Consider the following 22,268-nt stretch of genomic DNA (forward strand, 5'->3'; position numbering starts at 1 on the left):
TTTGCGGGCAGTAAGTCCCCCACCTCAACCAAGACAGTAGAGAGGTAGGGAGCCTGTAAAATTCCAACCTGTGAGGATTACCTAAACTTTGACATACGTAAGGAGGAACTTATATGAGTTATATTATTGGGGTAGACGGTGGAGGTACGAAAACGGAAGCAATAGCTTATAATTTAAATGGTGAAAAAATAAGTGAAGGTAAAACAGGATACGGAAATTTACTTTTAGATGAAAAACAAGCTATTCATAATATTATTGATGCGATTGAACAATGCTTAGTTCCTTTAAAAAGGGAAGAATGTCAGTATATATGCCTAGGGTTAGCCGGGTATGGAGGGGTTAAAAATACAAAAGGTATAAAAGACGCTCTTTCTGAGGCGTTTCATATTCCATTTACGATTGTAAATGATGGCGTGATTGCACACGCTGCTTTACTAAAAGGGCAAGATGGTATTTTGACAATTTCAGGGACCGGTTCTGTTAGTATTGGAATTCATAATGGTATTGAAAGATTAGCAGGTGGTTGGGGGCATATTCTTGGAGATGAAGGAAGTGGCTATTGGATTGCTATGCAGATTTTTATTAAAATGACGCAAGAGGAAGATGAGGGTGGAAATTATAGTAACCTAACTAAGTTGATACTAACAAAACTTGGTTATCAGAGTGTACTAGAATTAAAAACATTTATTTATTCCTCAACTAAGGCGGAGATTGCGTCATTTGTTCCAATAATCGTTCAACAAGCAAACGAAGGTGATGAATTTGCAGAGAACATTCTCAAGCAAGCGGGCCATCAACTTGCCAAAATTACGCTTGCTGTTTGGAAGCAACTAAATTTTGATAACAATGTTACAATTGCTATTAAAGGGGGTATATTAACTAATATATCGTCTGTACAAACTTCCTTTATTGAAAATATTAAACAAGAAAAATCGGAAGTGCAATTCATTTTAGAAGATGTATCATCTACATTAGGAGGATATTACTTAGCTCTAAAATATATGAGTTAATTAACAGTTAAGGGAGCAATTCAATATGCATGTTGTAAATGTATTGTTAAAAATTGAAAGTTTATTATATCAATTACCGAAATCTGAGAGGAAAGTAGCGCAATATATTTTAGACAACCCTCAAGAAGTGATTAGAATGACTATACACGAGTTAGCTACGCATGCTAATGCAAGTAGTTCTGCGGTCACTAGGCTTTGTCGTTCTATTGAAATTGCTAGTTTTTCGGAATTAAAGGTATCTCTATCATCACATATCTCACAACCAGAGAAGAAGGGTTTTTATGATATTGAACCAAATGAAACAATAGCGGAAATTAAAGAAAAAATAGTTTCTAATTCTGTACAAGCAATACAAGAAACAGCGATTTATTTAGATGAAGGTATTCTTGATCAAATTGTTGAAGCTATGAGAAATGCTGATGTTATTTATGCTTATGGATTAGGAGCTTCATGGCTTGTTGCAGAAGATATTCTTCATAAATGGTTACGTTTAGGAAAGATTGTGAGCGCAAATCAAGACGCACATATTATGGCAACAGCACTTGCTGCATCCACAAAAAATTGTGTGTTTTTCAGTATATCAAATAGCGGAGAAACGGAAGAAGTATTGCAACTTGTTGAGATTGCGAAAGCATCTGGTATTCAAACGATTGGATTATCGCGATTCGGTAATAATAGATTAACTAATAAAGTCGATATGTCCTTGCAGCACGTTCGTGCACCAGAGGCAAAATTTCGTAGTGCCGCAACTAGTTCGTTATTTGCACAATTTCTGACTATTGACATTATCTTTTATGCATATGCATCAAAATATTATGATGAAAATATTCAAGAGATTGAACGTTCAAGAGAATCGGTATTAAGATTCACAGGAAAAAAATCTTTTTAAGATATAAAGTGTAATAAATCACAGTACAAATTATTTACCTATGATTATTGCCACGTAGTTATTGAACTACTATGTATTAAATATTTCCTCTGAAAATAATTAATTCACTAAAGGGGCTTTATTGAATAAGTTCCATACAAAAAACTCAGGGCCATATAAGGACTTTGAGTTTTTTCGTGTTTTTGTAGGTATCGCTATTTATATTATATGAGAATTTGTAATGGGGCTCATTTTTGTGTTCTCAAAATCCTTGGTATATGTAGAAGTGAAAATTATGAAATGGATTCATATGATAAAATTGGATTACATGTAATTAGAACATTTCCGTAGAAAATAAAAAACGGAAAATCGAAAAGGTCTGGATTGTATGAAGACTTTTTTGTAGAGGGTAGGGTAAATATATGAACGAACAATATTATGATGCAGTATTAAATATAAAAACAGTTGGAGAACAAAAAGGATTCAATAAATCTCTGCACTATCATCGCTATGAACCAACGCCATATAGTGGGCTAGAAGAACTATTGAATCAATATGAAATCAATAGTAGCGATCGAATTGTAGATTTTGGGTGCGGGAAAGGTCGATTAAACTTTTATGTTCATCATAAGTGTAATGCTTCAGCGGTTGGTGTTGAAATGAATGAAGCGTTTTATAAGGAAGCGATGGAAAATCGTGAACGTTATGCAAGAAAGTCGAAGAATAGTAAGGATAAAATAGAGTTTCAATGTTGTTTAGCACAGGACTATGAAATGAATCCACGTGATAATCGATTTTATTTTTTTAATCCGTTTTCTGTGCAAGTGTTTATGAACGTAGTTAATAACATTTTGCTTTCGGTAGAAGCGGCGGAGAGGGATGTAGATCTTATTTTATATTATCCTTCTGAAGATTATATTTTCTTCCTAGAGAATCAGACGGCATTTGAGCTAAAGAAGGAAATTAGGTTGCCAGGAGCTTATGAGAAGAATGGGAATGAGAGGTTTTTAGTTTATAGATTAGGGTTGTAAAATAGAAATTGGAAACAGAATATATTTGTCGTTAAGTCGATATTCCTTGTCGAATCGCTAATAAAATTTCATTTACTATTTGATAAACGCAAAAAAGCAGGTNNACCTGCTTTTTTGCGTTTATATTAGTTACGGATTAAGTAATCAAATGCACCTAAAGCTGCATTCGCACCTGATCCCATAGAGATGATAATTTGTTTGTACGGATTATTTGTACAGTCACCTGCAGCAAACACTCCTGGTACATTTGTAGCACCGTGCTTATCTGTTACGATTTCACCGCGAACGCGTTCAACAGTGTCACCTAACCAGTCTGTGTTTGGCACAAGACCGATTTGAACGAAGACACCTTGTAATTCAACGTGGTGAACTTCTTCAGTTTCACGATCGATGTAAGAAATACCGTTTACTTTGTCAGTACCAGTAATTTCTTTCGTTTGAACGTTTTTCAGAACAGTTACGTTAGGTAAGCTGTTAAGACGTTCTTGCAGCACAGCATCAGCTTTTAATTCTGGCATGAACTCAAGAACAGTTACGTGATTAACGATACCTGCTAAGTCGATAGCTGCTTCAATACCAGAGTTACCGCCGCCAATAACTGCTACATCTTTTCCAGTGAATAATGGACCGTCACAGTGTGGGCAGTATGCTACACCTTTGTTTTTGAACTCAGCTTCACCTGGTACGCCAACATTACGCCAGCGAGCACCTGTTGAAACGATTACGCTCTTACTTTTCAGAATAGCGCCGTTTTCAAGTTCCACTTCAATAAGTTCTTTTTTCTCTAAACGTTTCGCACGTTGTAGGTTCATTACATCGATGTCGTATTCTTTTACGTGCTCTTCAAGGCTTGCTACTAGCTTAGGACCTTCAGTGCGTTTTACGCTGATGAAGTTCTCAATGCCCATCGTATCCATTACTTGACCACCGAAGCGTTCAGCAACGATACCAGTGCGGATGCCTTTACGTGCCGCATAAATTGCTGCACTTGCACCAGCTGGGCCGCCACCAACAACAAGAACATCGTACGGATCTTTATCAGAAAGCTCTGATGCATCTGGACCGTTACCCATTTTAGCTAAAATTTCTTCAAGTGTCATACGACCGCTTCCGAAAGATTCACCATTTAGGTAAACAGTTGGTACTGCCATGATGTCTTTACTTTCTACTTCCTCTTTGAACGCAGCGCCGTCAATCATAGTATGAGTAATACCAGAGTTTAGAACGCTCATTACGTTAAGAGCTTGTACAACATCAGGGCAGTTATGACAACTTAGGCTGATATAAGATTCAAAATGATATTCGCCTTGAATGTTTTTTATTTGATCGATTAATTTTTGTTCAACTTTTGGAGCACGTCCACTAACTTGTAGTAAAGCTAACACTAATGAAGTAAATTCGTGTCCTAATGGAATACCAGCGAATACTACACCAGTGTCTTCACCAGGGCGATTTACGCTAAAGCTTGGTGTTCTCTCTAGTTCAACTTTTTCTACTGTAATCTTAGATGACATAGTAGCTAATTCGTCTACTAGAGATAGCATATCTTTAGATACGTTATCGTTTCCTGCGCTAACTTTAAGTAAAATATCGTTCTCCATTAACTGAAGGTATTGGGATAGTTGTGTTTTTATATCTGCATCTAGTATCATTTTGATCGAACTCCTTAGATTTTGCCTACAAGGTCAAGGCTTGGTTTAAGTGTTGCAGAACCTTCTTGCCATTTAGCTGGGCAAACTTCACCTGGATTGTTGCGAACGTATTGTGCTGCTTTAATTTTGTTAACAAGGATACTTGCATCACGGCCGATACCGTCAGCATTGATTTCCATAGACTGGATAACGCCGTCTGGGTCAATGATGAATGTACCACGAGCAGCAAGACCTTCTTCTTCAACTAATACATTGAAGTTGCTAGTGATTGTACGAGTAGGGTCACCAATCATAATGTATTCGATTTTGCCGATAGTTTCTGAGCTATCATGCCATGCTTTATGTGTGAAGTGAGTGTCTGTAGATACAGAGTATACTTCAACGCCTAGTTCTTTTAGTGTAGCGTATTGGTTTTGTAAATCTTCAAGTTCAGTTGGGCAAACGAATGTGAAGTCTGCTGGGTAGAAGCAAACTACGCTCCATTTTCCTTTGAAACTTTCGTCAGTAACTTGGATAAACTCTCCATTATGATAAGCATTTGCTTTAAACGGTTGTACTTCTGTGCCGATTAATAACATATTAAAATTCCTCCTAAATGTTGGTTTTGAGCATCAAAAAATAGTTTGCTCATAAAATATATTTTTTAATTAACTATAATAATTCTAATTCGATATTAATTATCATATAGAAGTGGTTATTTTGTCAAGAGAATAAACCAACTTTATACCAATTTAATTAATATTTATTCTCAATTAAGACTGTTAGGGAATTAAAAGGTAATTTTCATGTCATAAATTTTTAATGAGTGTCTGAAAGAGTAGTGTGTATGCTAGAAATATGATGTAAGTATAAATTCTTAGGAAGGAAATATTTCTTAGAAGTTGTGGAATTGAAAAGGAACTGCTTACTTCTATTTTACAAAGAATTGAGCGATAAATAAAACAAAATGAATCAGAATCTTTTTGAACAATTTTTGTCAGCTCAAATATATAACATAGGAAGTATATCACAATGATAGTTAGAAACATTGACTCAAAGTGCTAACAAGATATAATAAAACCTAGATATACATTTCAAAAAGAAGAACATATATTATAGGAAAAAATTCAATCTATTATTTTTTTATAGCTTTTAGAAAACGCTTACAATTAGTGTGGAGGGGAAACCATGTCTAAGTTCACAAAGTATTTTTTAATGGAAGCTACAGATGTGATTGCATATGTGCAAGAGAGATTACCTAAGTTCAAACATGCAAAAGCGTTAAAGTGTAAAGAAATAGGTGATGGTAATTTAAATTATGTATTCCGCGTTTGGGATGAAGAGAAGAATATTTCCGTCATTGTAAAGCAAGCTGGGGATACGGCACGTATTTCAGATGAGTTTAAGTTGTCGACGAATCGTATTCGTATAGAATCAGATGTTTTGCAGTTAGAGCAAGAGTTAGCTTCTGGACTTGTTCCAAAGGTGCATTTATTTGATAGTGTGATGAATTGTTGCGTGATGGAAGACTTATCAGATCACACAATATTACGTACAGCACTTATAAATCATCAAATATTTCCGAGACTTGCTGACGATTTGACGACTTTTATGGTAAATACACTTCTATTAACATCAGATGTTGTAATGAATCATAAAGAGAAGAAGAAACTTGTGAAGAATTATATAAACCCTGAGTTATGCGAGATTACAGAAGACCTTGTATATTCTGAGCCATTTACTAATCACAATAAGCGTAATGAGTTATTTTCATTAAATGATGGATGGATTAGAGAGCATATTTATAGTGATAAAGAACTTCGTCTAGAAGTAGCAAAACGTAAATTTTCATTTATGACGAATGCACAGGCATTACTTCATGGTGATTTACACACTGGTTCTGTGTTTGTGAGAAAGGATTCTACTAAGGTTATCGATCCAGAGTTTGCTTTCTACGGTCCGATGGGGTATGACATTGGAAATGTAATGGCGAATTTAATGTTTGCTTGGGCGAACGCTGATGCAGTAATGGTTGATGGAGTAGAGAAAGATACATATATGAGTTGGTTGGAGTCCACTATTATAGATGTAATCGACTTATTTAAGAAGAAGTTTTTAGAAGCATGGGACATTCATGTAACAGAAATTATGGCAAAGGAAACTGGATTTGATCGTTGGTATTTACAGTCTATATTAGAGGATACAGCTGCTGTGACGGGACTTGAGTTAACCCGTCGCATTGTTGGATTAGCGAAGGTGAAAGATATTACATCGATTCCTAATCAGGAATCTCGGGCGAGAGCAGAACGTATTTGTTTACAAACAGCGAAGAAATTTATTTTACATGCAAGTGAATATCAAACCGGGGCTAGTTTTTTACAAACGTTAAAAGAACAATCTATGCATAGCGCAAAGTAGGAGGAAAAGATTATGTCAGAGCAATTAATACCGATTCAGTGGAAAGGTGATGCGCTAGTTTTATTAGACCAAACGTTATTACCAAATGAAGTTGTCTATGAGTCTTTTACGACTACTGAAGGTGTGTGGGATGCGATTCAAGTAATGAAGGTGCGCGGGGCACCAGCAATCGGTGTTTCAGCAGCTTACGGTGTATATTTGGGAGTGAAAGAATCCGCCGAAGATTCCATGGAGTCATTTATAGAAGAAGTAAAAAGAGTATGTAAGTATTTAGCAACATCAAGACCAACGGCAGTGAATTTATTTTGGGCACTTGGAAGAATGGAAAGTGTCGCAAAAGAACATACTCATTTATCTATTGCTCATTTAAAAAGTAGATTGCTAGAGGAAGCGAAAGAGATTCATAAAGAAGATGAAGAAATTAACCGCCAAATTGGAGAGCATGCATTAACACTATTCCAAGATGGCATGGGTGTACTTACGCACTGTAACGCTGGTGCTTTAGCAACAACGAAATATGGTACTGCAACTGCACCGATGTATTTAGCGAAAGAAAAGGGATGGAACTTAAAGATTTATTCTGATGAAACACGTCCCCGTTTACAAGGATCGACGTTAACAGCTTTAGAATTACAGCGGGCAGGTATTGATGTAACTGTTATTACTGATAACATGGCAGCGATGGTCATGTCACAAGGGAAAATTGATGCGGTAATCGTTGGGTGTGACCGCGTAGCAGCCAATGGTGATGTTGCAAATAAAATTGGAACGCTTGGTGTATCTATTTTAGCAAAATATTATAATATCCCATTTTACGTTGCGGCACCGACTCCAACAATTGATTTGAAAACGCCGACAGGAAAGGAAATTCCAATTGAAGAAAGAGATGCCTCTGAAGTGATTAATCGTTTCGGGCAATATTCAGCTCCAAAAGAAAGTAAAGTATATAATCCTGCATTTGATGTCACACCATATGAAAATGTAACAGCGATTATTACGGAAAAAGGAATTGTAAAAGCGCCGTTTACGGAGAACTTAAAAAAGCTATTTTAGTAAGTAAATATATAGTCAGTCATCATAAGCTTCATACTTAGGGGGATGTATATGTTATTACAAAAAGAAAGAGAAGAAATTGTAGCGTATGGAAAGAAAATGATCTCCAGTGGTTTAACAAAGGGGACTGGGGGGAATATTAGTATTTTCAATCGTGAACAAGGTCTTGTTGCAATTAGCCCAAGTGGTTTAGATTATTATGAAACAAAACCTGAAGATGTAGTTATATTAAACTTAGATGGTGAAGTGGTAGAAGGGGAGAGAAAACCATCAAGTGAACTAGATATGCACCTTATTTATTATAGAAAGCGTGAAGATATCAATGCGCTTGTACATACACATTCTCCTTATGCGAAGACGATTGCATCGTTAGGTTGGGAGCTTCCTGCTGTGTCATACTTAATTGCTTTTGCAGGCCCGAATGTACGCTGTGCGCCGTATGAAACATTTGGAACAAGGGAATTAGCTGAGGCAGCTTTTGAGGGAATGATTGACCGCCGTGCAGTTTTACTTGCGAATCACGGTTTAATTGCTGGTGCAAATAATATAAAAATGGCGTTTACTGTTGCGGAAGAGATTGAGTTTTGTGCTCAAATTTATTATCAAACGAAAAGCGTTGGAGAACCGAAGCTATTGCCAGAAGATGAGATGGAGAATTTGGCAAAGAAGTTTGAAGGATATGGACAGTAGTAAAATAAAATGAAACCCCCTTCAAGTTTTTTACACTTGAAGGGGGTTTTTTATGCTTTCTTCAACAATAAGTACATAAAGTAAGGTGCACCAATTAAAGCAACGATAATACCTGCTGGAATGCCGCTAGGTTCGACAATATTTCGTCCAATTGTATCTGCTAATAGCAAGAGCCATCCGCCAATTAAAACGGCGATAGGCATGAATATTTGGTGTCTTGGACCTACTAAAGATTTTGCGATGTGAGGAGCCATCAGTCCGATAAAGCTAATTCCCCCTGTTACAGAAACAGCTGCAGCTGCAAGCGCAACGGCTGCAATTAATAAGTATCTGCGTTCTTTTTCAATTTCAATTCCAACTCCAATTGCGACCGGTTCGTTTAATGCTAGAATGTTTAATCGATTTGCTTTATAGAAAATAAACGGGATCAATACGATTAACCATGGGAGCATTGCTAAAACGAAGATCCAGTCATCTCCCCAAATATTTCCGGCAATCCATTTTGAAATAAAGTCTACTTTCACACGGTCTGCTGATGAAATAAGGACAATCATCGTTCCAGATAGTGCAAATGAAAAACCGATACCGGTTAATGTTAATCGTATTGGTTGAAGCCCTTCTGTTTTACTGTATGAGAATACGTAAATAAGACAAGCTGTCAGAAAAGCTCCGATAAATCCAACGACTGGTAGTAAATAAAGAAACGAACCAACATCTATCGGGAAGTATAGAAAGAAAACAGCAACTGCAACACCGGCACCTGCGTTGATTCCGAGAATTCCAGGTTCAGCTAAATCGTTTCGGGTAATACCTTGCAAGATAGCACCTGATAAAGCGAGTGCCATACCAGCTAATAATGTAATGACAATTCTAGGTAGTCTTAAAGAATATAAAACGAATTCCTCTTTAAATGTACCTTGTCCCATAAGTGTTGGGATCAATCTGTCATAGGAGAGAGAGGCAGAGCCGAGTCCCATTCCGATTACAATTGTTATGATAGTAAGTATAAGTAATGCAAGTATGATTAGACGTTGTTTCTTTATAATAGATTGCATCATGAGAAAGTTCTTCCTCCTTTACGAACAATGAATAGGAAGAATGGTAATCCTACAATGGCGACAATAGCAGCAACCGGTGTTTCATACGGAGCGTTAATTGTACGCCCAATTGTATCTGCGAGTAGCATAAAAGAAGCACCACCGATCGCTGACATCGGTATGACAAAACGGTAGTCTGGCCCAACGATTGGACGAACCATATGAGGTACCATTAAACCGATGAATGCCATGTTTCCAACAAGTGCTACAGAAGCACCAGCAAGTAAGATAATAATGATAAATAAAATCGTTTTAATGACGATAATTTTTTGACCGAGTCCAATAGCAACTTCTTCACTGAAGCTAAGGACTGTTAATTTCTTTGCAAGTAAAATAGCGATAAATATACTTATTGAAATAACTGGAATAATAATTTTTAATTGGCTCCAAGTTGTTCCAATTACGCCTCCAGCCGTCCAAAGTGATACATCTTGTGAAATTTTAAAGTAAATGCCAATACCTTCTGAAATGGCGATTAGGAATGCGGAAACAGCAGCACCGGCTAATACAATTCGAAGGGGAGATAGTCCGCCCTTTTTTATCATACCAATTCCAAATACCATAATAGCGCCAATTGCAGCACCGATAAAGCATGCTAAAGTTAAGTATAAATAACTAATAGAAGGATTGATAGCTAGTGTCAGTGCAAGAGCAGCGTTCGCACCACCAGTTAGCCCGAGTAATCCAGGGTCTGCAAGTGGATTTCGTGTTAATCCTTGCATAATTGCTCCAGAAACAGCAAGCCCGGCTCCTACAAAAATAGCAGCAACTTCACGTGGCAAACGTATTTCGCGAATAATGGATATCTTGTCTCCTTTAGCAGAGGAAGTGAGTGCTAACCATACATCTTTTATAGAAGTATCTGCAGCACCTAATACCATTGCCACCATAAAAATTAGAAAGAATGCAATTATGCTTAAAATTAGTTTGTATGTAAAAGCTGTGGAACGTGGATTGTCGTGATCTTTTGTCATCAATTTCACATCTTTTCTTTTCATAGAATAAAGGAAGAGGAATTCTTAAATTAAGAATTCCTCATGTTTGAATTATTGACCAAGAAAGCTTTTCTTGAAGAAGTCTAGTTGGAAGTCTAATGTAAGTGGATCATTGAAATAGAATTCCATCATATTTGCTTCATATACACGATTATTTTTTACTGCTGGAATGTTTTTATATGATTCTGTCTCTTGGAATGAGTTATCAGTATCTTTATTTTTACTTATGATTAAGTAATCACCAGCAAACTCAGGTAATACCTCAGTAGATAATGCATAGTAACCGTCTTTTAATGCTTTTTCTTTTACTTTTTCAGGCATTTTTAATTTCATTTCTTGGTAAAGAATTTCTGTTCCACGGCCCCAGTTATCGCCGTATACATAAAGCTGTTTGTTGAAGTTTTCAACAACAGAAACTGTTGCATCTTCACCGATTTTTGCTTTAATTTCTTTACCAGCTGCTTGTGCACGATTCTTGAAATCATCCACCCAAGCTTTTGCTTCTTTTTCTTTATTTAGTAATTTACCGATTTCAACATGTTGTGTTAAGTAATCAACTTTTCCGTAAGTGTATGTTACAGTAGGAGCGATTTTTTTTAACTTATCAACGTTTTTAATGTTTGATAAACCGATGATTAAATCTGGATTTAGCTCAGCAATCTTTTCAACATTTTCATCTGATACTTCAGCAACATTTTTTAGTTTACTATCAAATCGTGGGTTTTGTTTAGACCATGAATCTACCCCGACAAGATTTACACCTAATGACATTACGTTACCAGCGAATGATGATAGGACAACAACACGTTGTGGATTTGCTGGAACTTCAACTTTACCATTTTCAGATTGGTAAGTAATTGTTTCTGATTTGTTTCCTTTTGCATTTGAATCATTGTTCTTCTCTGTAGAACCGTTGCTACAAGCACCCATAACAAGTACAAAGAAAACGGTAAGTAGAGTAAATAATTTTTTCATCGTTCTTCTCCTTTTTGTAAAAAATATATGTAATAGTATAGCTTTCTAACGGAAGAGATATTTATTATTCTTATAAATCTTGATATCGAGATTTATAATAGGAAAATAAGGTGATGTGTCTCTAAATTTGTTAATACTTTACAAATTGATAATGATTATCAATTTCGATTCCTTAATAATATAATTTTATCTTTTTATATTGTCAATAGTAATTGTAAATATAGTAGAAACAATGTATATTTAATTGAGAATGATAATCAATTAAAGTTAAAGGCTGAGGAGTGAGTGCAAATGAATCAAGAAGAATTATTTGATGTAACTGTAATTGGTGGAGGACCTGCAGGGCTTTATTCAGCGTTTTATAGTGGACTACGAGAAATGAAAACGAAGATAATTGAATTTCAACCACAATTAGGTGGAAAGATACATGTTTATCCAGAAAAAATGATTTGGGATATCGGGGGATTGCCGCCAGTTACTGGAGCAAAGTTAATTGATCAGCTTGTTGAGCAAGGATTAACCTTTCATCCAGAAGTTGTACTGAATGAAAAGGTAGAATCTATTACTCGTAATGAAGAAGGAATCTTTGTGTTAAAGACATCTTCTGGACAAGAGCATTTTTCAAAAACGGTCATTGTAGCTACTGGAAGCGGTATATTAAAGCCGCAAAAGCTAGCAATTGAAGGAGCGGAGAGATTTGAAGTATCGAATTTAAATTATACTGTAAAATCTTTAAAACACTTCAAAGATAAAACTGTCATTGTTTCAGGTGGAGGGAACTCTGCGATCGATTGGGCAAATGAATTAGAGCCAATTGCGAAAAAGGTTTATTTAACATATAGAAAAGATGCTTTATCTGGTCATGAAGCACAAGTTACTCAACTTATGAACAGTTCAGTGTCCTGCATCTTTCATACATCGATTACGAAATTAATTGCAGGGGAAGATCATGAAGCAATTGAGCGTGTGGAATTGACTAATCATGAAACAGGAGAAATTTCCTATTTACCAATTGATGAAGTAATCATTAATCACGGTTATGAACGTGACATGGCATTATTGGAAAATAGTGATTTGAATGTGGAAATCGCTGATAATTATTTTATTGCTGGGAGTACAAATAGTGAATCGTCAATAGAAGGGCTATACGCTGCCGGGGATATTTTAAAGCATGAAGGGAAATTACATTTAATTGCCGGTGCTTTCCAAGATGCTGGAAATGCTGTAAATAAAGCAAAGCAATTTATTCAACCGGATGCGAGTGAATATGGAATGGTATCGTCACATAACGATGTATTTAAACAGCGAAATAGGGAGCTTATTAAGCAAATGATGAAATAGACAAGTATAAATCCTATTATCTTTTTGTAATAGCAGTTGAGGGATATATGAGAGACGTACCAATTACCTTTGATCCCGTAAAAGCCCGATTCGTGAGGGATGATTAAAGCTTCACGTTATAACAAATAAACACCCAGTCACTTTCCCATTTTTATTAAGGAAGGAGGCTGGGTGTTTATAGGTTTACTATGTTTTTTATCATTTGTATTACACCGGTTTCTTTAGTTTACGTCTTTCTCATCTATTTTGGGAGAAGGGAATGAAGAGGCGTGAACCTTTTATTTGTAAATTTTCTTTATTGTGCTTGTGGTCTTTTATATGAAAGAAAGATCAGGCCGTTCCTTGTGCATACTGATCAGGAAATTGTTTGTTTTGCACAGAAGCAATATATTGTTTTCCGTGTTTTCTAGCAACGGATTCTAGTATGTGACGGACACGTTTTGTGAGATGACCTTGATTTTGTAATGCTTCACAATATGCATTATAGTAAGCATATTTAGCCCAAAGAAAATCATCTTGTTGGAATAAGAAATGGTTTTTATACCATTCGCCAATTGTACTGTAATGCATATCTTCATTTGTAGCTTTTGATTGTTCAATAATTCTTTTTGGTAAGTCTTTAGATAGCTGGGAAGCAGTATGTGTTGCTTCTGCTTGTAATGATTGCTCTAACATTGAAATGATGTGACGAGTAGCCATGTGTTAACTCTCCTTTGTGTAAATGGATAAATGCCATCTGTATTTTTATGCTCACTATATTATTATACAAGATATGGTAGGCATCCACCTGCTTTTTGATTTGCATTTACAAAATCTTTTTATTTCATTTACAAAAATCCTTTATAATAATGTAGAGATAAAAAAGAATAAGGGAATGAAACCATTGTATATAACGATAAAAGAAGCAGCAGAATATTTAAATCTTCCGGAATCTTATATTGAAGAATTAGTTCAGCAAAAGAAAATCCGGGCTTTGTATGACGGCGAGCAATATTTGCTGAATAAAGAGCAGTTCAATACACATTTAGAGCAAATGGAAAAATATAAGCTGTTAGTAGAAGAAATATTAAATGAGCCAATTCCAGAGGATATGGATGTAAAAGACGAAGATTAAAGTTTCACCTCTATGAAAAGTTATACAGCATTATTTTTATAAATACCGTTTCAAGATCTGTAGGATAAGAATCTTGGAACGGTATTTTTTTATGGTGAAATAGTAAAAGGATGTGCATAAAGGGAGGCTGATATCATGCGAGGTATCGATAGGAGCCCTGTTAGTCTTTTGTACATAAGAGACATACATGTTGGACAAATGTACCCCCGTGTTAAAAACATATTTTTATATAATGGGACAATCATAGAGAACGTAACCTGTACAGATACATATAATATCAGTGCAAACGACTTATAAAACACTGAAAGGAGTTTTCTCATGAGCACGATTAGTAGTGATTTACTGTATGGATTGATTGGAGAGAGTGTTAGAGTGAATCGAGGTGGACCAGAGTCCCAAAAAGGTACAGTGGTTGCAGTATACGCAGATCATTTCATTTTATTAAGCGAAAATAGAACATTCTACTATTATCAGTTTCAACATCTAAAAAGCATTACAAAAAATGCGAAAGACGTTGCGGCAGATCTTGGAGCTTTGCCAACATTTGCAGAAGGAGAAGATTTTCAAGGTTTACTTCAAAACTTAAAGTATCGTTGGGTAAAAATTAATCGCGGTGGCCCAGAAAAGATTGAAGGAATCCTACAGGATGTCTCTTCTGAGTATGTGACATTAATTGTAAAAGAGGAAGTTGTACAGATTCCGCATTTCCATATTAAAAGTATGAATTATGGTCTGCAGGCACTAGAAGAAGATGAGATATATGGCTATCAAGGCTACCAAGGGTATCAAGGCAATCAGTCAAATAACCAACAATCTAATCAAAATACAGCATATGTTCCATATTCAAGAGCAAGAGCAACAAGACAATCAAGTCGATATAATCGAGGGAAATAATAATAATAAAGGAGAAAGGGGGGAATGAATTGGAAAATATATTGCCTGACAATCAAATGAAAAGCTTAATTTATCAAGGGGTAAAAGTAAATCTTGGCGGACCGGAAAGTCGTACAGGTGTATTGTTAGCGGTAGGTAGTGATTATATCGTTCTACAAGGAAGTACGGGAGAAGTGATTTACTATCATCAGAAGCATGTGAAGGGTGTTGTAAAAAAGGCAAAAGAGATTGGATTAAATCCTTATTTTATTGAGCAGTCCTATGCGGAAGGTGCAAATTTTCAAGAGATATTAGGAAGCCTTAAGTATAGATGGGTTAAAATCAATCGCGGTGGACCAGAAAGTGTTGAGGGTTTATTAAGTGAGGTAAATAAAGAGTATGTTACACTCGTCAATCGTGATGAAGTAATTTATGTTATTAACTTTCATATTAAAAACGTGAATCAAATCGTTAAACTGAATAAAGATGAAGAAGAGTAATGTTTAATAAATAAGAGGGGGCAGCGTGGAATAGGTAGTGGAGAATGTTTTTGTTCAATTTCTATTATTTTACTATAGTTTAAATGTCCCCTCTGCTATTTATACAGATGGAAAGAGCTTATAGCATCTTTCTATATGCGTGTTTTTGCCCTCTATTATTTTTTGACCAAAGCAAAAGAGGAAGCCATGCTTTGTAGAAAGGAGGAAACAGATGAATGATCTAAGTAAAAATATTGGAGAATATATTTATGTTAAATTAATTGGCGAGAAAAGGTTTAAAGGATTATTAATTGATGTAGGCAATGATATCGTCGTTATTTATGATGGAAAAGATTATATCTATATCTCCTTATACCATATTCAATATTACAAATTTATGGAGAGTCTTAAGGCTGAAATACAAAAACCAGAAACAGACTCTGTTATTAAAAGAGAGTCACCGTCAATTTCTCTAAGGAAAGTGCTAAGTACATCTAAAGGGATTTTTACAGAAGTTTATGTGACGGGTAGTTATTCTCTTCATGGTTATGTTACAAGTATTATGAATGATTATATAGTCTTCTATAGTCCAGTATATAAGACTGTATACATTTCTTTAAAGCATCTAAAATGGTTAATCCCCTATCAAGAAAATCAAACTCCGTATGCCCTCAATAAAAATGAACTTTCAGTTAATCCATTAAATATTACATTAGCTAGAACATTTGAAGAACAGTTAATCAAAATGGCTGGGAAAATTATGGTGTTCGATTTAGGTGAATTTTCAAACAAAATTGGGAAGATGACGAAAATTGAAGATAGTCATATTGAATTGATCAAGGCGCGTGATGAGAAAGTGTATTTAAATATTCAACATGTAAAATCGGTTCATTTTCCGTAAGCGGGTTAAGAAGGCTTGCTTTTTCTTTTATGTATGTAGAAGAAAAGGTCGAGCCTATTTTTATAATAAAAAATGTGTACGAGCATGTTTGTTATGTCCAAGCTATCCTTTCAAGATTGAATAAATTATGTATTATCTAACTAAATATTAAAGGGGTTTTCAAGGTGAGTCAGTTTAAAAATTCTTTTTCAATTACATTACTTGGTAGCGGTGGAGGAGCAGCTAGAGCAGTATTGGCAATTTTAAATCAATCTGTGGTGAATGTAAATGATCCTATCTATTCCGTGATAAAAGATTTGAAATTTCACCTCGTTGATATAAAGCAAAAGGAAAAAAAATATTATGATGAATTGTTTCCAAATTTGAAGGACAAACTTGTTCTTCATGAAATAGATCTTCAAAATATAGATCAATTTAAATATCATCTACAAAAAACAGATGCTGGTGTAGTTATCGACGTTTCTGGAGCGGATACGCTTAGTATATTGAGGTGTTGTAATGAATTAGGCATTTCTTATATCAATTCAGCTTTAGAGAATGCACAAGTGGATTTAGATGATAGTTTAAAGGGATTTCAGCTTACAGAACGCTATACGCGATTTGAAAAGGAAAAAAATAATTTTACAAATACAAGAGCTATTATAGGGTCTGGAATGAATCCAGGTGTTGTGCAATGGATGGTCGTACAGCTTATGAAAGAACAGCCAGAGAAAAAGCCACGTGCTTGTTATATCGTAGAACACGATTATTCTTTCCTTGCAGATCAAAGTCTTATAAAGCCGAATACACTGTATGCTTCGTGGGCGGTAGAACGTTTTCTTGATGAAGCAATATTCAGCTATCCGATGTATGTAAGTCATCATCGACCAATCTATTTCTATGAAGATGTATACGCTTCGGAATATAAAGTGAGATTAGGAGAAAAGGAGTTCTATGGCTCTCTAATGCCACATGAAGAAGTTCTTATTCTTGGTAAAACATTTGATATGGAAGTCGGTTTTCTTTATCGTATCAATGAATATACAACAGATTTAATTCGGAAAAATTTAGATGATGTGGATAAATTATGGAATTGGAATCGGAAGGTTTTTAATCCAGCAGAGGACGAAATTGCTGGAGCAGATTTAGTAGGTGTGTTACTTGTCTATGATGATAATGAAACATATATGTACAATGTAATGAATAGTAGTGAAATTTTCCGAAAATATAAGACAAACGCAACTTATTTTCAAGTTGGATGTGGAGTTTATGCTGGTTTGTCTAGTTTACTGTTAGATGTATTTTCACCAGGTGCGTATTATGTTGAGGAATTATTAATTCATACAAAAAGTAAGTATGGTGAATATTTACAAGTATATATGAAGGACTTTGTAATGGGTAGTAATTCATTTACCGATGGGTTACTTCACGAGCGGGTAAGATGGATATAAAGTAGGACTTTAAATTTGAGCGGAAATAAAGAGAGGAATCACTTGTTTGTAAAGACTTGATTGGTGGGGGATGAAGAAAACCTCACTGATTAAAGTTTCACTTTATAGTACTATTTTCGATAGGATAATAGTACTATAAACTTTATATGAAATGATAATGAGATGAAGAAGGGTTCATATTTTAAGTAACATTTAAATATAGTTATAGAGCAACATACTGTTATATTTCCTAAGAGGGGTTATTTGGATGAGTAAATTTCAAAGCTTAATGCAGGAAGAAAAAGAAGCTTTAAAAGTATTTTTAGTGCTATTTTATATTATTTTTTTTGTATATGACATTATATATTATTACATATATCCTGCAATAAACATAAACGAGGCACAAGTCGGATGGCCAGAGGGTGGATTAGGATTTTGGGTGTACATTTTTGTGAGCTTGTTATTCCCAACTTCAATGTATCTTCAAAAGATTGGGCATACATATGCTGTTAAGTATTTGTTTTTAATAGGCTACATGCTAATTGATATTATTAATAATATGATGATTTATTTAAAAACAGATCGAGTGTTTGAAAACGGGAATATGGTAGAGATATTCTTAATACTTTTTGCACCAGTCTTTGTTAATAAAAAATATTTTTATTTAGTTGCTTTCAGTGTAATTGGTAAGTACACGTTTTTTACTGTATTGCTAAAAGATATAAAAGTAGTTATTCCTTTAGTGTTGTGTATCTTTTTTTTCATCATTTCCAATTCTTTATTAAAGAGGTTTCAGTCGTACGTTCGTACGGTTGTGACAGTGCTCAAGGATAAGGAGACAACAGAAAATCTCGTATTGATTGGAAAAATGTCTACAGCGATTGGACATGAAATTCGAAATCCGTTAACAGCTTTAAAAGGGTTCACGCAAATTCAAAAAGAGCGCAATCCAGCTGATAATGCGAGTTACGATATTATGCTGCAAGAAATTGAAAGAATCAATGGATTTGTTAGTGAATTAATGTTACTTGGAAAGCCAAGACCAACAACTTATCAATTGTGTGATATGCAAAAGGTTTTATCATATGTTGTTCAATTAATGGAAAGTTATGCAATGCAGTACGCTGTCAAAATTTATATACAGGTAGATGAAGACGTACCTTATATAAATGGTGATGAAAAACAATTAAAGCAAGTATTATTAAACCTTGTGAAAAACGGAATTGAATCTATGATGAGCGGTGGGAATTTAAAGGTTTATGCATGTAAAACGATTGAAGAAAAGGTTTGTATTTGTATTCAGGATGAAGGATGCGGTATGGATAGTGAAAAAATAGAGAAACTTGGAAAAGCTGTTTATACAACAAAGGAGAATGGAACTGGTCTTGGCTTAATTATCACACAAAAAATTATTAGAGAACATCGAGGGGAAATCAAATTTGAAAGCGATGGTTGTCAAGGTACAAAAGTGGAAGTAACATTGCCTTCTATGTAGAATATAAACGTAAGAATACTTTTCAGAAAAGTGCTCTTGTTGTGTAAATATAAACATTTTATAAAAAGGCTTAAGAATACTTTTTTTTATAAAACACTTAGTTTATAATGGAGAAAAATATCGGTATGTAGCTTCTGGCTCATATAGCGGTTTGTGTTTTTTTGTGAATGAAAAAGAGGGGTGCACACGCATCCTTTTTTCTATGCAGATATTATGAAAGAGGTGGTATGATGGAATTAACATTAAATTCGACTGTATGTTTACACACGATTCAATTTCGAAAAGAGCAAAAGAATTATATTGTAAAAGATACAATTACAGGCGAAAAATATGAAATGCCGCCACTTTGTATTGATGCACTTGCAATGATGCGTGACGGCTTCTTATTAGGAGAAATTGAAGAAAAATTAAAGGAAGAATATCCAAAAGAAGAAATAAACATGTTAGAATTTACGAGGCAATTGTTAGAACTAGAGCTTGTCGGGATGGTTGACGGGGAAGAAATTATTTGTACGAAAAAGAAAGCTAAAGATTATTTAGTATGGGTTCGTCCACGTATTGAACAATTGTTCGTTCATTTAAATAGAAAATATAGAAGCAGAGATCAATGATGATCTCTGCTTCTTTGTTGAATTAGAAAATAACCGCAAATGCTCTAGCAAAAGCGCCATCACTATTTTTAATTTTTAATGGTGCTGCTGAAAAGAAAAAGCGCTTTGTTTCTATCGCATCTAAGTTTGTTAAGTTTTCAATTAAGTAAATATTATTCCCTAATAAAATATGATGAATTGGTGATGTTTCAGTTGTTACTTCATCGGGAGAGATGAAATCTAAACCAACAGATTTTACTTTCAACCTAACTAATTCTTCAGCGAGTTCTTCTGAAAGATAAAAAGCTTCTTTTTCATATGCCTCTGTATTCCATTTGTTTGAGAGATTAGAATGGAAAATGACGATATCTCCTTCTTTTACTTCAGCATCATGTAATACTTCTTTCGGTAATTTTCGTTCTTGTACATGTGTTACATCAATGAGAATAGCTTCACCTACAAACTGTTCAAGTGGTAATTGATCAATTGTTGTTGCGCCTGAAATAAAATGGGCAGGTGCATCGCAATGTGTACCAACGTGAACAACTGAATGAAAATCTGTGACTTGAAATCCAGTCTCTTCAACACTTGTAATGGGTTCTAGATGAATAGGTGGTGTGCCAGGAAATTGGGACATATTATTTTCGAATGTTTGTGATAAATCGATTACTTTCATCGGGGATACCTCCAATAATTTTTTAAAATATAAAAAGCCTATCTTTCAAATCAAGAAAGATAGGCTTTACATACTTACATGTAAATTCATGTTTTATCTTCCAAAATGCAATGCATTTTGCAGGATTTAGCACCTATTCAGTTTATATAAACTGAGGTTGCCGGGCTTCAAAGGGCCAGTCCCTCTGCCTCTCTCGATAAGAAGTATATTTAGTTTTAAAATTCGGAATTTTATATTATGAATATTGTAATTCATTTCCTTTTTTATTACAAGAAGAAAAATAGGTATTCACCCAATTGAAGCGTCACGCATATTGTGACTTATGTAAGTAGACTGCTATAAAGGAGTGGGGGCAGTGACAGGGAAAATTTTAAATTATTATGCTGGTGGAAATACCGCGAGAGGTTTTTATAGTTTATACGAAGAAAATGTAAGGGGATTGGAAAGACTTTTCATTTTGAAAGGTGGCCCAGGGACAGGGAAATCCTCATTGATGAAAGCAATTGGGCGTGAGTGGGCTGGGAAAGGCTATGATATTGAACTGTTGCATTGTTCTTCTGATAATAAATCCATTGATGGTGTTATTATTCCAAAATTAAAAGTAGGGATTGTAGATGGAACAGCACCACATGTTATTGAACCCCAAATACCTGGAGTTGTAGAAGAATACGTAAATTTAGGGATTGCATGGGATTCAGAGAAATTACGAAAACATAAAGGTGAAATTACACAGTATATTTCTGAAGCAAGTGGTGCATTTCAATCAGCGTATGCTTGTTTTAAAGAAGCGTTAGCTATACATGATGATTGGGAGCGAATTTATATTGATAATATTGATTTTCAAAAAGCGAATGAATTAACAAATCAGCTTATACAAAAGTTATTTGTAGATAATAAAGGAAAACAAGCGGTTGTAAAGCATCGTTTCTTAGGGGCCGCAACACCAAAAGGGGCAGTTGATTTCGTTCCGAATTTAACAGAAGGAATCCCGCATCGTTATTTTATAAAAGGACGCCCGGGTTCAGGGAAATCAACGATGTTAAAAAAATTAGCAAGGGCAGCAGAAGAGAAGAGATTTGAAGTTGAAGTATATCATTGCGGCTTTGATCCAAATAGCCTAGATATGATTATTGTAAGAGAATTAGGCTTTGCGATCTTTGACAGCACCGCGCCACATGAATATTTTCCAGAACGAGAAGGTGATGAGATTATTGATATGTATGATCTCATTGTTACGCCAGGAACGGATGAAAAATATGCAACAGAAATTCGGGATGTTTCCATTCAATATAAAGAAAAAATGAGTGAAGCAATGTCATTTTTAGCGAAGGCAAAAGCAGTTCGAGATAAATTAGAACGGATTTATATTGCTGCGATGGATTTTAAAAAAGTAGATATGTATAAAAATGAAATTCAGAGTGAATTTGAGCGAATTGCAAAGCTTGTTAGCGAGCAACAAAAATGAAATGTTTATCCCACTATTTGCGGGCTGATTAAAGTTTCACTTTATCGAGCTGCCAGGGAAAGCCTAGCAGCTTCCTTTTCAGTTTCACAATGTTTCATGTTATAGGGTTACTAAGATGTTGATGTTAAAAGTAGGATAGCGCGCCAATAAAAAGTAG

The 22,268-nt window shown here is 35.0% G+C and carries 22 protein-coding genes and 1 riboswitch; of the genes, 15 read left to right on the top strand and 7 right to left on the bottom strand.

The window, feature by feature from the left end; translation table 11 throughout:
* The first annotated feature begins 113 nt into the window (after positions 1 to 113).
* The 3 genes from CN373_RS20740 to CN373_RS20750 all read left to right on the top strand — a co-directional run bounded on the left by CN373_RS20740 (position 114) and on the right by CN373_RS20750 (position 2,909).
* Entirely contained in the window at positions 114 to 1,010 is an 897-nt protein-coding gene (locus CN373_RS20740; RefSeq protein WP_000120362.1) for an N-acetylglucosamine kinase, read from the top strand.
* A gap of 25 nt (positions 1,011 to 1,035) precedes the next feature.
* A complete protein-coding gene (locus tag CN373_RS20745) occupies positions 1,036 to 1,899 on the top strand; it encodes a MurR/RpiR family transcriptional regulator (RefSeq protein ID WP_000558563.1) in 864 nt (287 codons plus the stop codon).
* A 401-nt stretch (positions 1,900 to 2,300) separates the two neighbouring features.
* Positions 2,301 to 2,909, top strand: coding sequence for an SAM-dependent methyltransferase (locus CN373_RS20750; RefSeq protein WP_001005644.1), 609 nt, complete (start codon positions 2,301 to 2,303; stop codon positions 2,907 to 2,909).
* A gap of 125 nt (positions 2,910 to 3,034) precedes the next feature.
* Here the strand turns inward: CN373_RS20750 and ahpF are convergent, their stop codons facing one another.
* Complete coding sequence (gene ahpF / locus CN373_RS20755; RefSeq protein WP_098360077.1) at positions 3,035 to 4,561, bottom strand: alkyl hydroperoxide reductase subunit F; 1,527 nt, start codon at positions 4,559 to 4,561, stop codon at positions 3,035 to 3,037.
* Between the two features lie 14 nt (positions 4,562 to 4,575).
* Complete coding sequence (gene ahpC, locus CN373_RS20760) at positions 4,576 to 5,139, bottom strand: alkyl hydroperoxide reductase subunit C (RefSeq protein WP_098360078.1); 564 nt, start codon at positions 5,137 to 5,139, stop codon at positions 4,576 to 4,578.
* Between the two features lie 589 nt (positions 5,140 to 5,728).
* On the opposite strand from ahpC, the gene mtnK reads away from it, so the two are divergent.
* From mtnK to CN373_RS20775, 3 genes are read left to right on the top strand one after another with little or no spacing between them, the layout of a single operon-like run.
* Positions 5,729 to 6,958: an S-methyl-5-thioribose kinase gene (gene mtnK, locus CN373_RS20765; RefSeq protein ID WP_000033265.1), complete on the top strand. Its 1,230-nt coding sequence runs from the start codon at positions 5,729 to 5,731 to the stop codon at positions 6,956 to 6,958.
* Positions 6,959 to 6,970: 12 nt separating this feature from the next.
* Positions 6,971 to 8,011: an S-methyl-5-thioribose-1-phosphate isomerase gene (mtnA, locus tag CN373_RS20770; protein WP_111901935.1), complete on the top strand. Its 1,041-nt coding sequence runs from the start codon at positions 6,971 to 6,973 to the stop codon at positions 8,009 to 8,011.
* Between the two features lie 51 nt (positions 8,012 to 8,062).
* A complete protein-coding gene (locus CN373_RS20775; RefSeq protein WP_000926549.1) occupies positions 8,063 to 8,701 on the top strand; it encodes an L-fuculose-phosphate aldolase in 639 nt (212 codons plus the stop codon).
* Between the two features lie 50 nt (positions 8,702 to 8,751).
* Here CN373_RS20775 and CN373_RS20780 read toward each other — a convergent pair whose 3' ends face one another.
* Genes CN373_RS20780 through CN373_RS20790 form a run of 3 tightly spaced genes read right to left on the bottom strand, consistent with a single transcriptional unit; the run spans position 8,752 to position 11,768 of the window.
* Positions 8,752 to 9,759 (bottom strand): FecCD family ABC transporter permease, encoded by a 1,008-nt coding sequence (locus tag CN373_RS20780; protein WP_000983734.1) that lies wholly within the window; start codon positions 9,757 to 9,759, stop codon positions 8,752 to 8,754.
* Positions 9,756 to 10,796: a FecCD family ABC transporter permease gene (locus CN373_RS20785; RefSeq protein WP_002055609.1), complete on the bottom strand. Its 1,041-nt coding sequence runs from the start codon at positions 10,794 to 10,796 to the stop codon at positions 9,756 to 9,758. The genes CN373_RS20780 and CN373_RS20785 overlap by 4 nt, the downstream gene beginning before the upstream one ends.
* Before the next feature lie 48 nt (positions 10,797 to 10,844).
* On the bottom strand, positions 10,845 to 11,768 hold the full coding sequence (locus CN373_RS20790) for an iron-hydroxamate ABC transporter substrate-binding protein (protein WP_000732890.1): 924 nt from the start codon (positions 11,766 to 11,768) through the stop codon (positions 10,845 to 10,847).
* 291 nt (positions 11,769 to 12,059) lie between these two features.
* On the opposite strand from CN373_RS20790, the gene CN373_RS20795 reads away from it, so the two are divergent.
* On the top strand, positions 12,060 to 13,109 hold the full coding sequence (locus CN373_RS20795) for an NAD(P)/FAD-dependent oxidoreductase (RefSeq protein WP_098360080.1): 1,050 nt from the start codon (positions 12,060 to 12,062) through the stop codon (positions 13,107 to 13,109).
* Positions 13,110 to 13,439: 330 nt separating this feature from the next.
* Here CN373_RS20795 and CN373_RS20800 read toward each other — a convergent pair whose 3' ends face one another.
* Complete coding sequence (locus tag CN373_RS20800) at positions 13,440 to 13,808, bottom strand: hypothetical protein (RefSeq protein WP_000235466.1); 369 nt, start codon at positions 13,806 to 13,808, stop codon at positions 13,440 to 13,442.
* A gap of 175 nt (positions 13,809 to 13,983) precedes the next feature.
* On the opposite strand from CN373_RS20800, the gene CN373_RS20805 reads away from it, so the two are divergent.
* The 7 genes from CN373_RS20805 to CN373_RS20835 all read left to right on the top strand — a co-directional run bounded on the left by CN373_RS20805 (position 13,984) and on the right by CN373_RS20835 (position 19,991).
* Positions 13,984 to 14,223 carry a helix-turn-helix domain-containing protein gene (locus CN373_RS20805; RefSeq protein ID WP_079999654.1) on the top strand — a complete coding sequence of 80 codons (240 nt, stop codon included), beginning with the start codon at positions 13,984 to 13,986 and terminating at the stop codon, positions 14,221 to 14,223.
* 318 nt (positions 14,224 to 14,541) lie between these two features.
* Positions 14,542 to 15,117 carry a hypothetical protein gene (locus CN373_RS20810; protein ID WP_000104380.1) on the top strand — a complete coding sequence of 192 codons (576 nt, stop codon included), beginning with the start codon at positions 14,542 to 14,544 and terminating at the stop codon, positions 15,115 to 15,117.
* A 56-nt stretch (positions 15,118 to 15,173) separates the two neighbouring features.
* Positions 15,174 to 15,596: a hypothetical protein gene (locus CN373_RS20815; protein WP_002055614.1), complete on the top strand. Its 423-nt coding sequence runs from the start codon at positions 15,174 to 15,176 to the stop codon at positions 15,594 to 15,596.
* 211 nt (positions 15,597 to 15,807) lie between these two features.
* Positions 15,808 to 16,476, top strand: a complete 669-nt coding sequence (locus CN373_RS20820) for a hypothetical protein (RefSeq protein ID WP_000999088.1) — start codon at positions 15,808 to 15,810, stop codon at positions 16,474 to 16,476.
* Between the two features lie 164 nt (positions 16,477 to 16,640).
* A complete protein-coding gene (locus tag CN373_RS20825) occupies positions 16,641 to 17,906 on the top strand; it encodes an S-adenosylmethionine decarboxylase related protein (protein WP_098360081.1) in 1,266 nt (421 codons plus the stop codon).
* 247 nt (positions 17,907 to 18,153) lie between these two features.
* Complete coding sequence (locus tag CN373_RS20830) at positions 18,154 to 19,380, top strand: ATP-binding protein (protein ID WP_098360082.1); 1,227 nt, start codon at positions 18,154 to 18,156, stop codon at positions 19,378 to 19,380.
* A 230-nt stretch (positions 19,381 to 19,610) separates the two neighbouring features.
* The gene (locus tag CN373_RS20835; protein WP_000424103.1) at positions 19,611 to 19,991 is read left to right on the top strand and encodes a hypothetical protein; all 381 of its coding nucleotides are present in this window, start codon (positions 19,611 to 19,613) and stop codon (positions 19,989 to 19,991) included.
* A gap of 22 nt (positions 19,992 to 20,013) precedes the next feature.
* Here the strand turns inward: CN373_RS20835 and CN373_RS20840 are convergent, their stop codons facing one another.
* Positions 20,014 to 20,646 carry a cyclase family protein gene (locus CN373_RS20840; protein ID WP_000862988.1) on the bottom strand — a complete coding sequence of 211 codons (633 nt, stop codon included), beginning with the start codon at positions 20,644 to 20,646 and terminating at the stop codon, positions 20,014 to 20,016.
* Between the two features lie 90 nt (positions 20,647 to 20,736).
* Positions 20,737 to 20,849, bottom strand: a riboswitch (SAM riboswitch).
* Between the two features lie 152 nt (positions 20,850 to 21,001).
* Here CN373_RS20840 and CN373_RS20845 point away from each other — a divergent pair.
* Positions 21,002 to 22,111, top strand: coding sequence for a PRK06851 family protein (locus CN373_RS20845; RefSeq protein WP_098360083.1), 1,110 nt, complete (start codon positions 21,002 to 21,004; stop codon positions 22,109 to 22,111).
* Positions 22,112 to 22,268 lie beyond the last annotated feature (157 nt).

Source organism: Bacillus cereus (assembly GCF_002561295.1).
GTDB lineage: Bacteria > Bacillota > Bacilli > Bacillales > Bacillaceae_G > Bacillus_A > Bacillus_A cereus_S.

Coding starts and splice junctions, on each gene's coding strand:
- CN373_RS20745 (WP_000558563.1), top strand. CDS start 1,036: ATGCATGTTGTAAATGTATTGTTAAAAATTGAAAGTTTATTATATCAA.
- CN373_RS20805 (WP_079999654.1), top strand. CDS start 13,984: ATGAAACCATTGTATATAACGATAAAAGAAGCAGCAGAATATTTAAAT.
- ahpC (WP_098360078.1), bottom strand. CDS start 5,139: ATGTTATTAATCGGCACAGAAGTACAACCGTTTAAAGCAAATGCTTAT.
- mtnA (WP_111901935.1), top strand. CDS start 6,971: ATGTCAGAGCAATTAATACCGATTCAGTGGAAAGGTGATGCGCTAGTT.
- CN373_RS20750 (WP_001005644.1), top strand. CDS start 2,301: ATGAACGAACAATATTATGATGCAGTATTAAATATAAAAACAGTTGGA.
- CN373_RS20840 (WP_000862988.1), bottom strand. CDS start 20,646: ATGAAAGTAATCGATTTATCACAAACATTCGAAAATAATATGTCCCAA.
- mtnK (WP_000033265.1), top strand. CDS start 5,729: ATGTCTAAGTTCACAAAGTATTTTTTAATGGAAGCTACAGATGTGATT.
- CN373_RS20780 (WP_000983734.1), bottom strand. CDS start 9,759: ATGATGCAATCTATTATAAAGAAACAACGTCTAATCATACTTGCATTA.
- CN373_RS20795 (WP_098360080.1), top strand. CDS start 12,060: ATGAATCAAGAAGAATTATTTGATGTAACTGTAATTGGTGGAGGACCT.
- CN373_RS20820 (WP_000999088.1), top strand. CDS start 15,808: ATGAATGATCTAAGTAAAAATATTGGAGAATATATTTATGTTAAATTA.
- CN373_RS20810 (WP_000104380.1), top strand. CDS start 14,542: ATGAGCACGATTAGTAGTGATTTACTGTATGGATTGATTGGAGAGAGT.
- CN373_RS20775 (WP_000926549.1), top strand. CDS start 8,063: ATGTTATTACAAAAAGAAAGAGAAGAAATTGTAGCGTATGGAAAGAAA.
- CN373_RS20830 (WP_098360082.1), top strand. CDS start 18,154: ATGAGTAAATTTCAAAGCTTAATGCAGGAAGAAAAAGAAGCTTTAAAA.
- ahpF (WP_098360077.1), bottom strand. CDS start 4,561: ATGATACTAGATGCAGATATAAAAACACAACTATCCCAATACCTTCAG.
- CN373_RS20800 (WP_000235466.1), bottom strand. CDS start 13,808: ATGGCTACTCGTCACATCATTTCAATGTTAGAGCAATCATTACAAGCA.
- CN373_RS20790 (WP_000732890.1), bottom strand. CDS start 11,768: ATGAAAAAATTATTTACTCTACTTACCGTTTTCTTTGTACTTGTTATG.
- CN373_RS20740 (WP_000120362.1), top strand. CDS start 114: ATGAGTTATATTATTGGGGTAGACGGTGGAGGTACGAAAACGGAAGCA.
- CN373_RS20835 (WP_000424103.1), top strand. CDS start 19,611: ATGGAATTAACATTAAATTCGACTGTATGTTTACACACGATTCAATTT.
- CN373_RS20785 (WP_002055609.1), bottom strand. CDS start 10,796: ATGAAAAGAAAAGATGTGAAATTGATGACAAAAGATCACGACAATCCA.
- CN373_RS20815 (WP_002055614.1), top strand. CDS start 15,174: ATGAAAAGCTTAATTTATCAAGGGGTAAAAGTAAATCTTGGCGGACCG.